Consider the following 16224-nt stretch of genomic DNA (forward strand, 5'->3'; position numbering starts at 1 on the left):
CCATGGCTGATCCAACTCCGATCCAAAAACTGCGCGACGCCTTCGCCAATGCGCCAGACGGCCCAGTGATTCTCAACGACACCTTCTGGACCAACGCCGGGTTGGTGCCGCCGAGAAACTTTACGGCTGACATAAAAGCTGCCTTCCGGCTTGGCGACGATACCGATGGGTTGGAGATCACCTACAGTCGCGCCTCGGTAAGCGAAGTAACTAACGGGGCGTTCTCTATCCCGGAGGTCTCCCTGACCTTCCTGAATGCGCCGACCAGCCAGACACATATCACAGGCAAAGGTAACGACAGCGACACACCAATTCTCGGTATCGATGTCACGCCGCAAGGGTGGCAGTTGAAGGATTTCTTCACCGCCATGAGTGGCTACCCCTACACCGTACTGGAGCAGATTGACCAACGGTTTTTTTATACCACTGCGGATCAGTCTGTGGACGTCAACCAGGCACACGTGCGCATGGCTGCGGGCCAGAACCTGTATGGCACCTTTCGTATACCCAGCACCGTTAAGGTCATTCTCGACCTAATCCAGAACCTGCCGAGCCCTTCCAACCTAGTACTATCGGGACCCATCAAGCTTAGTTCGGCTGACCTGGAAAATACCTTCGTTCCAGAAATGGATGTCTCCGCTGGCATTCCTTCGGCAGGCGACCTCCAGCTGTTTTTCATTGATGTGGCACTGCCACGCATCGGCTTTGTCGTCAAAACAGTGGAAGGCGAGCTACCGGCGGAAAAGGGCGAAGCTGCCGAAAAAACCTACAACCAGAATCCGCAATATTTTGTCGAAACCGTTGTCACGCTGCAGTCCGCAGACGAAGGGACAGAGGTTCCGGTGCTGCTACGTAGCCTGATTCCTAAAGCCGCCGAACCGTCGTCCGGAACCAGTGCCCGGTACAGTTACGCCTTCTCGATTGCAGCCGCCGACAGTGACAAGCCGATTACGCCGAGCGCAGTCATCGCGCTGATGGCCGGCCAGAGCTATTTCCGTTCGGTGCCGCCGGTGCTGCAGGAATATCTCGCCAGCGTGCAGATGCAGGGCTTCCAAATTGCCGGACCAGCCAGCCCAAACATGGGGGTAACAAACCTCGCCGCTCGGCTTGGTTCGGTGCAGGGCAAACCAATCCCGCTGTTCATCGATCCAACATCCGGCGAACAGTTCGAGATCCAGGCCTTCTCGTTCAACTGGCGTATGCAGATGGCGGGCGATAAACCCAGTAAGACCTTCGCCAACTTCTCTGCCACTTTCACGTTATTCCCCGACATTTTCCGCCAGAAGGATGGCTCGCCGGGTGGCGAATTCCGCATTCAGATCGACCAGGACCTTAATTTCAACGGCAACTTCGATGGCAAAGCGTCCATGAATGACGTCTTGATGGGGGTCACCGGCGGCGCCATCGGTATGCCACAAGGCGTTGAGGTCGAATTTTCCGACATTATGATCGCCGTTCAAACCAGTGAAAAAGCCTATCAGTTAGGCTTTACCGTCGATGCCTCTCTGGACGTGCCTTTTATCCAGACACCAGATGGGCAGAAGCTGATCGAAATCAGCAACATGGCCTTTAAGCTCGGCGCCAGTACACCGAACCGCACGGATAATCAAAAGGGAGTAACTGTCTACACCGGCTCTATCGACGGCGAAGTCCGGGTTGGGCCGCTCTCTGCTTCTATGCGCGTTGACTACGACGGCACGGCACAGCCACCAATCTGGAGCCTCGATACTGCTCTTTTGGAGCCGATTTCCATCAGCGATTTGCTGAAGCAGTTTTTTGAGGCCTACCAACTGCCCGATTTTATCCCCGGCGATCTGACCGTCGAAGCATTTGCACTGAATGCACAAATCCCAGTGGCCCCTTCCAAGCACAACGACAACAACGCTAGTACTGCGCTTACTCGTCCCGCCAGACATGTGGCGGGCCGCCACCAGGGAGCCGGCTGGACAAGCCCAGTACGCCCGGTGGGGGCACTGACCAATGCCCAGTACCGTGCAGCGCTCCCGATACTCGCCGAAAAACAACAGCAATCGTCTTACAAAATCTCAGGCAAACTCAGTTGGAACTTTCAGCTGACGCAAGACTTTCCAGTGGCAACACTGGCTGACATCGGTTTGCAATATGATGGCAACCGCAACGCAGGAACAGAGTTTTCTGGCCAGGTCATTGGCACCATTACCCTCGACACCATCGGTGCCACGGTCGAGATCGGCTACCGTTTCGGCCCAGCCAAAAATGATGTCCAGAGCCTTGTCATGCCAATGACCCAGGCGATGCGTGCCGCCGTCGCGGCCGAGCAGTACAGTCAAGTTTTGTGGATGGCTTGGAAGGGCTTTCGCGCTGAGTATTCCTTCACGGACGAGACCATCACCTTTTCGATGAACGGCTGGACTGTTGGCGGCCTGGTGACGGCACTGATGGAGATGTTGGGCGACCCCTATTTCACCCTATCAAGCCCCTGGGATATGCTCAATACGATCTCACTCGACGGGCTGTCGATCAGTTTTGATCTGAAAAGTGGCGTTAAAAATCGGGTTAGCGCGAGTTACAAACTACCATCATCGATCAATCTGGGCTTCCTCACCATCAAGGGCTTCGTTTTCCGTCAGGTCGACGGCAAGACCACGCTGATCATCGATGGGACAACGCAAATCCCCGGTCTTGAGAACGAGCCACTGTTCAACAAAGAGAGCGAAGGGCAGGACGTCAAGAACATGCCGGATGTTCCTGGGCGCGGGAACAGCTACTTCCATCTTTATATGATGGCACTTGGCCAGCGGGTGGCCATCTATGATCCAGGTGCTTTCGATTCCACCAAAGCCGTGATTAAAGCGCTGGCGGATATTCCAGCTTCCGACGGCCCTGGAATGCCCTTCGACCCAAGCCAGCAAAAGAGTGGACAGCCCTACTATAGCCCCTCTTCCAACTGGTTGGCGGCGCTCCACTTCGGTGTGCTCAAGATTCCGGCCACTAGCACCTACTCGGTTGATATGCAGATCGTCTTTAACGATCCCAATCTTTACGGTCTGCGCATTGCGCTCAACGGGGAAAAGGTTAAGGTCTTAGATGGCCTTGAGATAGACGTTCTCTACAAGCGTATCACCGATGATATCGGGCTTTATCAAATTGAGTTCACGCTGCCAGGGGTTCTGCGCAACCTCGATTTTGGCGCCTTTAAGGTCACCCTGCCGGTTATCGGCATCCAGATCTACACCAATGGCGATTTCCTAATCGACTTCGGTTTCCCAAAAAACATGGATTTCAGCCGCTCTTTCAGAGTTGAGGCAATCATCTATGGTGTTCCGGTGCTGGGTTCCGCTGGCTTTTATTTCGGCAAGCTGTCCAATGCTACCGCACCTAATCTACCGGTGACGACGAGAGGTACTTTCCACCCGGTCATCGTGTTCGGCTTCGGCGCGGAAATTGGTCTAGGGCGCTCGGTTGAGTACGGCATTCTAAAGGCCGGTTTCTCAATCACTGTCTTCGGCATCATTGAGGGCACACTTGCGGCCTGGCACCCCTATCAACTAACCCATTCCAGCAGATCAAACGAAGTGCAAGGTGACTATTACTTCAAGCTGACGGGCACCTTCGGGCTAATCGGCCGACTTTATGGGTCGATCAACTTTGCAATTATCAAGGCTGATGTGGATATCACGGTTAAGGTTTACGTCCAGATCACCTACGAAAGCTTCCGTAAGATCCCCTTGATGCTGGCCGCTGAGGTTAGCGTCTCGGTCAAAATAAAAATCGACCTCGGGCTCTTCTCTATCTCTATCAGCCTGTCATTCGCAGCGACAATTCGCCAAGAACTGACCATTGGCAGTGATAGTCAGGCGCCGTGGGACGATCCGTCACGTCAACTGCCTGAGGCAGTGTTTATTGGCGTGATCGCTGCTGGTGCTTATCAGCGCCAGCGGCGTTTTCCTGTGCCCCGCACGCTATTCGACTACGGCGTTTATCACCGCGCCTTCCGCCTCGATGCCACACAAGGGTTAGCGCGACTGAAACATTCGAAAGGCCGCTCCGCGACAAGCCCAGATACGCTGGAGATCACCCTGGCAACCCAGATGACGGTTCTTGGTGCGGAAAGTGCTGGCTACGCTCAGCAAGAAGGTGCCCTTATTGCCCTGTTTTCAATGGATGCACCGGAGCAGCCCACTGAGGGTAAATCCCCAGCAGGAGATGGCGCTGACACCTCCTTTGGTAAGCTCTGTGCCCAACTGTTGCCATGGATCCTGAATAGCGTAACGCATGAGACCGGGCTGCCATTGCCGAGTACGGCCACCGGCACCCTGTCGCGTGCGGCGGTTGAAGGCATCCTGCAAACCCTGTCGGACCCTGACGTCGAACCCTTCACTCCTGCACAGGTTGAGGCCTTCCTAGCAGAAAACTTCACGGTGAAGATCAGCTTGCCTGACGCCAATCTGAGCGAGGAGCGGCGAGCGGCTCTCAATGCTGGTGCTACGCTGTTCCCGGCGTTGCCATTTTTGCGCCTCAGCGTGCCGGATCCTTCCCAGGACACGGGCGAAGTGACGATCGATTTAAGTGCCTATGTTAGCGCGGACACCGCCTATCAGGGGTTAATACGCCAGATTTTTGCCGAGACGGCCGCCAATGTTGAAAGCGAGAGCGATGGCGGTGGCACACAGACACTCGATCAAACCACCAATTCTTCAGTGCCGATGTCGGCCATGATACTCACCGACTACACCATTTTGTTGGCCCGGCAGTTGGTTCAGCGGGCGCTCGACGTCTTCGATGACTATCCCTACCCGCTGACCGACAAGACCTCGATCAATACAATTGTGGACTGGGCGAATGGTCTGCTGGCTAACCAACTCGATGCCGCAGACCTGATCGCGTCCAATATGAGCTATCCGCTAACGGCAGGGCTGACACTGAAGCTGGCGAGTATCCACTATATGGTGCAGTCAGGTGACACGCTGCAAGCCATTGCTGACCGCTATGCCATTGAGCCAGCGAGCCTGATCACTACGAACCGGAGCCAAAATAACCTGATCGCCTCCGGAGTCACTATCGAGCTCAACGATAAGGTCTATCACACTCAACCCGGTGACGACTTCAATGCTATCGCCGCTGGCGTGGATCTAACCCTTGAGGTGCTGGCTCAGCAAACAACGCTTTACACCCAGGCAGGACTGCTTGCCGCAGCGGTACAGACCCTTGTGCCCGATGTTGCCTATACGACCGGGGATGGCGATACCGTCGCGACGATTCTGGCGCGCTATCATGTACCGAAGGAAAGCTTCTTGACCCCGAGTACCATGGCACAGGAGAACCTGTTCCAGGCTGGAACGGATCTAGCCTTCGCCGTACCACGGCTTTCTGTACTCCCCGAGGAGAGCCTTTGGCCGTCCATCGTCGCCACCGGCTCACTCGGCCAAACCGCCGGTATGGCGGCGCGCTATATGTTGCACGGTATGCGGCTTCCTGTGGCACCAGGTCTCACGTTGCCGAAAGAGTTTCTCTACGGCGCACCCTATTGGGATACTCAAACCGCCTACGGCCTCTATCAACTGACCGGCCAGCAGGTACCACTGGCAAATCGCAGCGATAACTATACGATCACCCTTAGCCGCCCCGATACGCCAGACTACGGCTGGGTCAGTATTGGCAGCGGTACGTCAGCGAGTTTCGATAATATTGCCCAAGCGGGTTTGCTGACTCAGGTAGTCGATACCGCCCGCACCGATGGCTACAAGCCAAGCGTCGAAGCGCTGATGATAACGCCAGAGACGGAACTAGAGCCACGTAGCTATGGTATGGCCACTTATGTGCCGTGGAAGACCGCCGATAGCGCGGGGCTTGCGGCGGTTTGTGCGCCCCTGGCAGGGCAAAGCAAGGTCGCCGACCAGTCCAGTGCCCCTCAGGCAAGCCCCATTCTCTTTGGCCTATCTCCGGCGCTACAACAGATCATCGAGGCCAACCAAGCCGCGCTCGCAGCCCAAGGTTTGTCCTTCAGTGAGATGCAACCTTATCTGCCGCCGCTGATTCCCGAGGTCGGTACCACAGACCCGGCCACACAGAAGACCGCCTTCCTAGCGGTTGATGACTACAGCTTCGCGACACGGATCGACTTCCGCATCAAAGCATTAGCACAGACAGCTGATCTAGCACCACAACGGCCTGACGCCAATGACATAGTGCCGCCGGGGCCAGGGAATAGCGGCTCGCCAGCACAGGACTTCGCGCCTTATGCCTATGAAATTATTGGCCCCAATCCAGGGGAGTCGGTTCTGCTCGAACGACTGCTTACCGCCATGGCAAGCATCGGCGAAGACCTCGTCAGTGGCTTGTTCCTGACCTATGCCGACATCAACAACGGCGTACCGGGGCTGACCAGCCAAGCACCATCCGACTTCCTGTCTTACATCGTCCAGTCGAACCTTTCTACCGAGACCAACCCACCGGCAGGTGCATTCCGAGCCAGTGCCCTGTTGGCCGAGGAGCCTCCGACAGGGATTGCGATGGCCCCAGCGGAGTTCATCAAACTACTGTGGGAGCTGAGTACCGTTAATTCAGGTGGCAGCTTCCTGTTCTATCAAAACCTCGTCACTGGCTCTGGCCTACCAACGGGCTTATTCGATACCGACGGCACCGCAACGCTAACACTGGTGATCACCTTACGCCGTGACGCCGAGTTGCAATCGGCAACCAGGGTATTTAACGCAGTGAACGCCCTGGTGACCTCGGCGCCGATCGATCCAAAATCCTCGGTGGTACAGCTCACCGGCACTTCGGCACCAGCCCCCAGCGGCGACGTCTCCGGTTTGACACCAGCCGAGATTACGGCGGCCTATGGGCTCGACTTAGCCGGTCTGGCCAAGGCCAACTCCAGCGTGACGCTTACCGCTGGCGCCCATGTCCCCATCTCCGGCCTCATTGCCCAGTTAACTCCGCAACAGGCGGCCACCGCCGACCCACTGCAGACGCTTGCCGACTATTACTCTGCTGGCAGCGTACCAGGGCAAGGCGTAACCAAGACCGATATTACGACTTGGAATCCAGGTGTTCCGGTAGCCCCTCTGTCAGTCTTCCGTATTCCGCCTTTCACTTACCAGGTGGGTGGTGCAGCAGGATCAACACTCACCGACATGGCGCGCTATTTCAACACTTCGCTGGCCTCATTAATTTACGGCGCGCGTAATACAGCAGGACTCATCGGAGATGTAGTCAATATCGACCCCCTAGCCTTGGCAGCCAAACCCAACCTTGGTCTCGGTAACGCTGGCTTCAGCCTACAGCGCGAGCGCGGTGCGATACCGCAACTACCAGAGAACCCGACAACAGCAGACCTGAAAACCTATACCCAAGACACGCTGCTGCAGCTTTATCAGTTGCTTAGTGCGCAGATCGTCGCTACGCCCTATTTCGAGGCCAGCCCTATGGGCGCCTCTTTCGGCCCGAAGGATCCACCGGCCGAGCCGACCTCTGCGCCACGCTCGCGGGTGCTGACGAGACAAGCACTGGCAGAGGATACGCCTTATCACTACAGTCAGGCCCTCGGCTTCACCGGCAAGGCATTGACCAATGCCGTGCCAGGCGATACCAGCCTGCTTGATCCTTCTGGCAACCCTTACCTTGGTGTCGGAACGCCGCTAACACTGGCGTTAGACTGGCTCGACCTGTTCGGCAACCGAATTCCCAACCCCTTCAACACGGTTGAGCAGGAAGCCTCACCGCCTTATGGCACACTAGGGACAATGCTGACCTGCTCCGATGCGCTAATCCCTATCGATGCCTGGCCCTCGACTACCCGAGCCCATATGTACTCCGGCGATGCTGGAGCACCCCAACTGAGCATCGAGCTGGTATTCGACCCGACGCCCTACGAGCCAGAGACCCAACTCAGCCGCGCCAGTGACCTGCATATCGTCCGCGCTGGAGACACACTACCGGTATGGCAACGCACCGCGCGCAGTGATCTCTCTCAACTGACACGGGTCTACTTCCAACTCATCCAGGACTATACAGCGCTTGGCATGGTGGGGCTGGATGGCCCAGTGGTCACCATGGCCTTCGAAAACTCGCTGATGCCCCAGCAGACCCAACCGCTGACGGCAGCCGAACGTGCACAGGTTCTAGACTATCTGAGCACGGCGATTACCTATCTGACTGCACGTGCGGATGGCCAAACGGCAACGCCACCCAATAAAACGACGATTACCCGCAGCATCGACCTCAACGAGATCGACACCACCGCAGATATTCATCAGCTTGAGCTAGGCCTCAGCTTTACACGCCAGGCCGAATGGGTGGCACCTAACCTACGCGCCGTACGTGGTGGATTACGGGAGGTTTCCAGCATTCCCGCCAACGGCCTCATCGAGCTGCCACAGCCGAACCTTAAAGCAGCAGATGAGGCGCCAGCCTACCCGGTAGCACTGACCGAGTTCGCGCTACGCTTCGAAAAGGCCTTCCAGACTGAGAATTGGCAGATGAGAGTCGGTACTGGTTCACCTGACCCAAGTGCATCCAGCACCGGTAACGGCTCGACCGTCTGGGCGGTGCGCATGGCCAAGCCTAATGCAGCAACACCGGCAGGTATCGGCTACCAGATTGGCAACACGGCGAGTTATTTTGCACCGTTACCTATCGCGTCGAACTTGGTCACCATAGAGGTCGACTTGCTCCCTTACGAAACGGGTACGCCCTACCCGGCTGCCGACTTAGGCACACTCACTACTTTCACCAGCGTTGATCCAAATATTTGGTTGGAGGAGGTGTTAACAGCGGTCGATGATGTGCTGGCTGCAACTTTCTCCACGCCGCTCTACCAGCTCGACCGGCTACTCGGTTTAACCGACGACCCCGAAACCCAGAATGGCTTGCCCATCGAGCCCGAAAAAACGGGGTACCTGTGGCGCCTGCTTGAGCACAAAAAAACGCTTGCGAACGCCATTTCCTCAACCGCTACCTCAGTACTCGTTGGCGGTGACGATAGCCTGCGTCCAACGGCAACGGAGAAACTGAAACAGGCCCTCTTAAATCGGCTCAGTAGTGCGAACTCGTTAACGGCAGTGACGGTGCTGCCGGTTACGGGTACGTCCTATACACCACCACTGGGTCGTGCCGATGTGCCACCGCGTTTGTTCGGCCAACCCGGCGCGACACTGACAGGAGCAAGCACGAAGCTACCAAACGACAACTTCTCCCTCGCCACCGGTAAGATCCCGTTGACCCAGGGCGAAGACACCAGCACGCTGGCCTTTCTTGCCACCTCCCGATCAACCGAATCGGAAAGCTATGTAGAGTTGCAGCTTGATTACACCCTCACTCACATTGAGTACGACATCCACGGTGTACCAGGGATCGAGAACTATGAGCAATCCAGCTGGATCTCATTCCTCACCGGGCCGATCACAACAGCCATTAAACCTGCCAAGGGCGATAGCTTCTCCATTCCGGTAGCGTTACGTGCTTTGCCACAGCCTGCTACGGTTGAAGCGCAGACCGGCACCCCAAGTATGGCCGCACCGCAAAGCCCTGCCGAGCTCAAATCCTGGCGCTACGATTTCGCGTATCTGCTACAACAAGCGGCCCAAGATTCGGTTATGGCCGATGTCGTCTTTAACCAGGATGCCAGTATCTCCGACGATGACCTGGTAGGCGCAAATAAAGATAAGGCACTTTTCGATGCCTTGGCCCAATTTGTAGCAATTTACCCAGCGGTAGCGCGTGATCTGGAGTCTTACCTGCGGCCAATCAGCGGCAAAACGCCTTCCACAGACCCATCCGTTGCCTTAGCCAAGGATGCCATTGCAGCCTTCGAAGCCGTGACGTCGAATGTCGCCACGGCCTACGATGAGTGGGCCAGGGGAGTACTCACCGCCCAGTTCGCCAAGGCCGCACCTCGCGTTGAATATATCTTCGAGATCCTGCTGACACCCTCCGACGAAGGCCGCGCCCAGGTCGAGATCATTCCGCAGCGTTTTGAGATCAGTCAGGAGAGCACAGACAATTTCCTCTCCCTGGCTCAGGTAGTTATCAACTCACAGAACTACGAGCCCCACGAAATCAGCAGCACACCCAAAACTGGTGCGGTGGTGTGGCAGTACAAGCGACGCAAAGCGGCAAATCCGGAGCTGCCCGAATGGCTTGCCTACGAGACCGCTCGCACCGACTCGGAGCGTCGGGTAGGCTTCAGCGACCTTGACCTGTTCGCGCTGCAAAGCGGGTGGGCTTCCATCCAGGTCATGCGCAACCGACATCTGTCACCAGATCTCGATGTTAAAACCACGCCAGCATTCGAATTCACCACAGCACCGGCGAAATTCGCCAATCCTTTGGTGCCACTGATCAGTATCCCAAGCTACACGCTGAGCGGAGAGACACCACAAACAGTAACCCAATGGCTTGAACCGTTTTTCAACGAACTGCTCGCGCCGCTACCCCAAGTGCCTATCCAGGAACCGTTGCTGGTGCGGATTGAGACCACCTATCGCTACAATCTGGTTGGAGACCCCCAGATCCCAGACACGGTTTTACCACTGTCGCTTTTGGCGCCAACCTCGACCGAAGGAAAGGTCGACCCAAGCTTCATCGCTACGGTCGGAGACTATGCGCAAAGCTGGTTCAATGACACCAAGCCCCTGGTCAACTCAAGCGCTGGCTTCAGCTTTGATATTACCGTTTTCTCGGCGGCCAGCAGTGCTAGTTTGCCATTGCTGAGGATCGCTAACCTAACGCTGGCAGCCAATATGGTGATACAAGACAGTTGATCAATAGCAAAGGCTACTAGCTTGCTCTTAGCCAGCCGGGTGACTATTTGGCAGCGTGATGCTCCCGTTTAGATAAGGCGCCACGCGGCCTTTTATCATTACTCGGTCGCCCTCCACGACACAGCTCAGTGTGCCTTTGCGGGCACCACCCTGGCGTGCAGTAAGCTGCTGTTTACCCAGCCGTTTCGCCCAATAAGGCGCAAGCGAGGTATGGGCCGAGCCGGTAACGGGGTCTTCTTCCACGCCCACCTTGGGACCAAACCAGCGGGATACAAAATCCGTATCGTGGCCTTTGGCGGTAACGACTATGCCGCGCCCAGGGAGTCGCTTCAATTGCTGCATATCCGGCTCTAGCGACTCGATCAGTTGTGCATTGTTGACCACCACGACAATGTCGTCGGAGATCAGTAATTCTTCGATATTGATACCGCCCAGCGCGGAGGCTACCTCAGTATGCATCGCCAAGGGTTCCAGCGTTTTCGCGGGAAAATCCATTGCCAGCTCATCGCCATCTCGCTGAACTAATAGCAGCCCACTGCGTGTCTCGAAATGCAGAGTTTCAGCGCTTTCGCCCAGCTCGTTAAAAATCACCCAAGCCGCCGCCAGCGTGGCATGACCACACAGATCCACTTCCACCGCAGGGGTAAACCAGCGTAGGTGGTAGCCGGATTCAGTAGGCACAAAAAAGGCGGTTTCAGAGAGGTTGTTCTCCGTCGCAATGGCCTGCAACAATCCATCATCCAGCCATGCCTCCAACGGGCAAACCGCCGCAGGATTGCCTTCAAAGGGCTTAGAGGCAAACGCATCTACTTGGTAAAGATCAATGTTCATCACAGCCAACCTTTTCTAACGTCATGGGTCATTATGTTTTGGATAACACGAGGCTTTTGGCAAGTGCGTACCGTCTAGCTCAGTTCGCCTCAACATCGGCCTGCCCTTTGATGATAGAACGGGCAAGCATCAGATACGCCACCGAGCCACAGGCGGCCATGGATAGGATGACCGCTTCAAGCGTATGCGGCAACATGGCGGACAATGCGCTCAGCAGCCCAGCGACACCGAACTGGGCGGCGCCCAAAAGCGCTGCAGCCGTCCCGCCACTGGTGGGAAAGTACTCCAAAAAGCAGGCCTGAATATTCGGCGAGATCGCCCCTATCGCGCCGATGGTCAGCATCATAGCAGGCAGGAAGGCGTACAACGGCCACTCCATAAAGGCAGCCATCACCAACAACAGTATGCCGACACCCTGACAGCCCGTTGCCAACTGCAGAATACGCAGTGACGATAGCCTGGAAAGCAACACTCGATTGAGAATGTTGAAGATAAGCATCGCGACGATATTCGCCGCAAACAGCATCGAAAAGCTTGAAGGCGACTGGCCGAAGTGCCCCTGATAGATAAATGACGCATAGGTGATGAACATCATCAGGGTAGAAAAAGAGGCAGCCTGCCAAACGATGAACGGCAGGGCCGGTTTTGTGGACAGTACCAGCTTATAACGCGCCAGCAGGCTCATCTTAGGGCTTTTCGCTCGAGACACCTTGCCCGTACCGGTAAAGATCACCCGCACCAGCAACGGCACCAGCAGCACCGCGTATATCGCCAAGGCGAAAAAGATAGTGTGCCAGGAACCCAGCGCCAGAATCGCGCTGCCCACGCTCGGCGCAATGCCCGGTGCCAATACCATGATAAAGCCCATCAGCGAGAATAGTTTCGCGGCGTCGCGGCCTGACACCCGGTCACGCACCAGCGCCGGCACAGATACCAGAGTAAAACCGGCGCCAAGAGCCTGAACTGCCCGCCCAACGAGCAGCGTGTTCAAAGAATCTGCCATGCCAATGAAAATGCTTGAGAGCGCAAAAATCGCCAGCCCGCTCATCAACACCCGCTGGCGCCCAAAGCGGTCTGAAAGCGCACCGCCGATTAACTGACCAAACGCCATCGCGAATACGTACACCGAAACGCTCAGCGATACCGCCTGCTGAGCAATCCCCAGCGATTCGCCGATGACTGGAAAGGCCGGCAGGTACGTATCCATGGAAAACGGGCCCAGCATCATGGTCAATGCCAAGCTCAGCACCACAATGAACGGCGTTTTAGATTGGGTCATAGAAGCTCGCGGTAAAGGGGCGTGATGATGGACAACACCCACAATATGATACCGACAGTTGCTATCAAGGCAATCGAATAGGTAGGTGGTTTGCTAATGGGGCTTTGGGAGCAAGGTTTTGAGAACAGGGGTTTGAGAGTAAGGTTATGGGAGTAAGAGGACAGCGCCCAACCAACAACAGGTATGATTGCATAGCGTATTTAATACCAACGAGGAGAGCCGAATGCCCGCCTACATCGTACTAACCCGTGAACACACTCACGACAACGAAGAAATGAAGCGCTACAGCGAAAAAGCCAAAGCCGCCCGCGAAGGCCACGACCCGCAACCACTCGCCTTTTATGGTGATTTTGAGGTGCTAGAAGGAAGCGCCATGGAAGGTGCGGTGATTCTTCGTTTCCCCGACATGGCCGCCGCCCGTGCCTGGTACGAAAGCCCCGCCTATCAGGAAGCCCGCAAACACCGTTTCCAGGGTGCCGACTATCGCGTTTTTCTAGTGGATGGAATAGAAGAGGATTAATGGGCAAAGCCCCTGCGGTCATCGGCGGAGGGAGCTTTGCCAGCAACGCGGCGTTGCGGCGCAGGTACCACAAGAATAGAAACGAGCCGCAGCGTTTGTTGCCATCGGCCAGAGGGTGATTCTTGATCACAAAGTAAAGCAGATGCGCGGCGCGGGTGGCGACGTTGGGGTAAAAAAGCTCATCCCCAAAGCCTTGCTCAATGGTGGCCAGGGCGGACGTCAGACCGTCACCCCGTAACTGACCGAATAGCTCGGTGGCCTCCCCCTTGCCAATCAGGGTCTGTTTCAACTCACCGATGGCCTGAAGTGCCTCTTCCAGCCCTAAAGGCTGCATACCCGGCTGTTTGATGCCCACTTCCGCCAACTGCTGCTCATCGTAGCCCTGTAGCAAACTCCAGGAGCGGGCGTAATCGCTAATCACACGGGCAACCGCTTCGCCCTCGGTTGAAACCAAGCCTTGATTGGTCAGGGTTCGGCTGAGCAAACTCACCGCCTGCTCAAACTCTATTCCACGCTCAGTTAGGCGGCGTTGGTTTAGGGTGTAACCTTGAACCAAATGGTCTTTAAGAACCTGAGTGGCCCATCTACGAAACTGGGTGGCACGCTTGGAACTGACCCGATACCCAACGGAAATAATAGCATCCAGATTGTAATGCTTGATGCTGCGTCGAACCTGCCGTTTACCCTCTTGGCGAACTACTAAGAAATCCTTAGTAGTTGCCTGCTCACTCAATTCATCGTCTTTAAAAATATTCTGTAGGTGCATGAGAACGTTTTCGGGCGTAGTTGCGAACAAGCCCCCCATCTGTGCCTGGCTTAACCAAACGGTATCTTGTTCCAGCGTTACCTCGAGGTGTGATTGCCCATCTTCGCTGGTGAATATCTGTATTTGCTGATCATTCATGAGTGCTGACTCCCAGGTTTACATCAAACGCTTTATGTCTTTAAAACAAGCACCTCCCAAGCAAGCAGCACTCAATACGGCAGTAGTCACCTTTCCATACTAAACAAGAGAGTCAAACGCGCTCGCAATCAGAGACTAAGTAAACATTACCACAAAAACTGTTCATACATACAGTTAAAATTACCATAATTCTGCCAAGCAAAATTAGACGCTTCAACGCACAAAAACCATCACCACCAGCACCATGGTCAGCAATAGCAGGTATACCCTGGCATGAATACGATCAGGGAGGCGTCCGATCCAGATCGACGCCAGTCGGATGCCTAGCCATGAGCCCACGGCGAGTACCAGCAAGGCGCGCAGATCCACATAACCGGCATACCAGTCCCCCAGCGCGGGGTGATTTGACGACAGCAACACATACGTCGCGGTGCCACTCACCGCCATGGGCAACGACAACGGATTGGCCATAGCGGTGGCTGCCGTCATGCTCGCGCCTCTACGGCGCATGAGCGGAACGGTCATCACACTGCCGCCAACACCCAACAAGGCGGCCACCGCACCAATCAATGTCCCCGTCAGAGCCGTTACCCCACGCCCCATAGGGCGCACGCTGCTCTCCGCCTGATGCAGAAAACCGGGCCGCAGAACGGCATCCATAATCGTAAGCCCCAAATAGCCGATAAATGCCCAGCGCACCCACTCGCCACTTAACGACACGGCCGCCGCCGCGCCAAGCACTGCCCCCATGGCGATATAGCCCACCAGCGGCCGCACCAGATGCCACTGCACAGTCTGCCGCTGATGGTGGCGCCATGTGGACAGCGAAGCAGCAAAGACCATCAACGCCGTCGAGGTAGCCACCGCGATATGCATGGCCGCCTGACCGATGCCACTATCCAGCCCATGGACGGTCATCAGCAGGGTATACAGCAAAGGAACCACAACAAACCCACCGCCGAAACCGAACAACACGGTGGTCACTCCCGCTAACCCGCCACAAAGCAGCAATACGCTATACACCGGTACTCTCCTGATGAAACGAAACAGCAGGCACTATATGCTGGCAAGGGTTGGCTGACATTCGCCATTTGGACAACCATCAACGCGTTTCAGCCAGGTTAACGCTAATGCTCAATACGCCCCTGTCAGATGTGGATCATGTAGCACGGCCCATCGTAGCCATCGGCACTGATTACCGCCCCGGCACCCTCCTCGATTTTCATACCCATCGGCGTGCCCAGTTTCTCTATGGCATGAGCGGCGTGATGGAAGTCAATACGGATGACGGCACCTGGATGGTGCCGCCCTACAGCGGCGTCTGGCTGCCTGCGGGCAAGCGCCATCAGGTGCGCATGAATGGAGTGAGCACCCGAAGCCTGTATATCGAGCCCCACGCCGCGCCACGTGCCTCGCCTAGCTGCGAGGTGCTGGTCGTGACGCCTCTCCTGCACCACCTACTGCTGGCTTCCGCCCACATCCCCGCGCGCTATGACGAAAACGGCCGCGACGGTGCCCTGGCTCAACTACTTCTATGCGAACTGGAACAGGCTCAGGTCCTGCCACTGTTTGCCCCCCTGCCCCAAGACCTTCCACTCGCCAACCTGTGCAGAGCGTTTCTCGGCCAGCCAAACATTCACACGCTGCCTGATGAATGGGCCCAGCAGTTACATTGCAGTCAGCGCACCTTCAACCGCCTGTTCCGTCAGCAGACCGGACTCTCCTTTGGCGTATGGCGCCAACAGGCCTGCCTGATGGCGGCTATTCCCAGGCTACTCTCCGGCAGTTCCGTTACCCGAACCGCGCTGGAGCTCGGCTACGACAGCCCAGGCGCATTCTCCAGCATGTTTCGCAAGGTGCTCGGCCAATCTCCCAGCGCTTTCGTCCGGGAGGCGTTAAAAGAGGACGGCGCCTTAAAATGATATATTCGGATCACAAATTGAGC

At 56.2% G+C, this 16224-nt stretch carries 6 protein-coding genes and 1 pseudogene; 3 read left to right on the forward strand and 4 right to left on the reverse strand.

Features of this window, described 5'->3' with window-relative positions:
• Window positions 1-2: 2 nt before the first annotated feature.
• Entirely contained in the window at window positions 3-10745 is a 10743-nt protein-coding gene (locus CPA45_RS12655) for a LysM peptidoglycan-binding domain-containing protein (protein ID WP_096651911.1), read from the forward strand.
• Between the two features lie 27 nt (window positions 10746-10772).
• On the opposite strand, the gene CPA45_RS12660 is transcribed toward CPA45_RS12655, so the two are convergent.
• Together CPA45_RS12660 and CPA45_RS12665 are read right to left on the reverse strand one after the other, a co-directional pair.
• Complete coding sequence (locus CPA45_RS12660) at window positions 10773-11576, reverse strand: PhzF family phenazine biosynthesis protein (protein WP_096651913.1); 804 nt, start codon at window positions 11574-11576, stop codon at window positions 10773-10775.
• Between the two features lie 79 nt (window positions 11577-11655).
• Entirely contained in the window at window positions 11656-12855 is a 1200-nt protein-coding gene (locus CPA45_RS12665) for a multidrug effflux MFS transporter (protein ID WP_096651915.1), read from the reverse strand.
• A 274-nt stretch (window positions 12856-13129) separates the two neighbouring features.
• Here CPA45_RS12665 and CPA45_RS12670 point away from each other — a divergent pair, with 274 nt between their 5' ends.
• Window positions 13130-13375, forward strand: a complete 246-nt coding sequence (locus CPA45_RS12670; protein ID WP_479694244.1) for a DUF1330 domain-containing protein — start codon at window positions 13130-13132, stop codon at window positions 13373-13375.
• A gap of 73 nt (window positions 13376-13448) precedes the next feature.
• Here the strand turns inward: CPA45_RS12670 and rhuM are convergent.
• Together rhuM and CPA45_RS12680 are read right to left on the reverse strand one after the other, a co-directional pair.
• Window positions 13449-14279, reverse strand: a pseudogene (gene rhuM, locus CPA45_RS12675) (RhuM family protein); the annotation flags it as partial.
• Between the two features lie 213 nt (window positions 14280-14492).
• On the reverse strand, window positions 14493-15302 hold the full coding sequence (locus CPA45_RS12680) for a sulfite exporter TauE/SafE family protein (RefSeq protein ID WP_096651917.1): 810 nt from the start codon (window positions 15300-15302) through the stop codon (window positions 14493-14495).
• A gap of 50 nt (window positions 15303-15352) precedes the next feature.
• Here CPA45_RS12680 and CPA45_RS12685 point away from each other — a divergent pair, with 50 nt between their 5' ends.
• Complete coding sequence (locus tag CPA45_RS12685) at window positions 15353-16201, forward strand: AraC family transcriptional regulator (RefSeq protein ID WP_244287600.1); 849 nt, start codon at window positions 15353-15355, stop codon at window positions 16199-16201.
• Window positions 16202-16224 lie beyond the last annotated feature (23 nt).

The organism is Vreelandella nigrificans, assembly GCF_002374315.1.
In the GTDB taxonomy this organism is placed as follows: domain Bacteria; phylum Pseudomonadota; class Gammaproteobacteria; order Pseudomonadales; family Halomonadaceae; genus Vreelandella; species Vreelandella nigrificans.

Excerpts from the sequence above, each read along its gene's own strand:
- CPA45_RS12655 (WP_096651911.1), top strand. The coding sequence starts at position 3 with ATGGCTGATCCAACTCCGATCCAAAAACTGCGCGACGCCTTCGCCAAT.
- CPA45_RS12670 (WP_479694244.1), top strand. The coding sequence starts at position 13,130 with ATGAAGCGCTACAGCGAAAAAGCCAAAGCCGCCCGCGAAGGCCACGAC.
- CPA45_RS12665 (WP_096651915.1), bottom strand. The coding sequence starts at position 12,855 with ATGACCCAATCTAAAACGCCGTTCATTGTGGTGCTGAGCTTGGCATTG.
- CPA45_RS12660 (WP_096651913.1), bottom strand. The coding sequence starts at position 11,576 with ATGAACATTGATCTTTACCAAGTAGATGCGTTTGCCTCTAAGCCCTTT.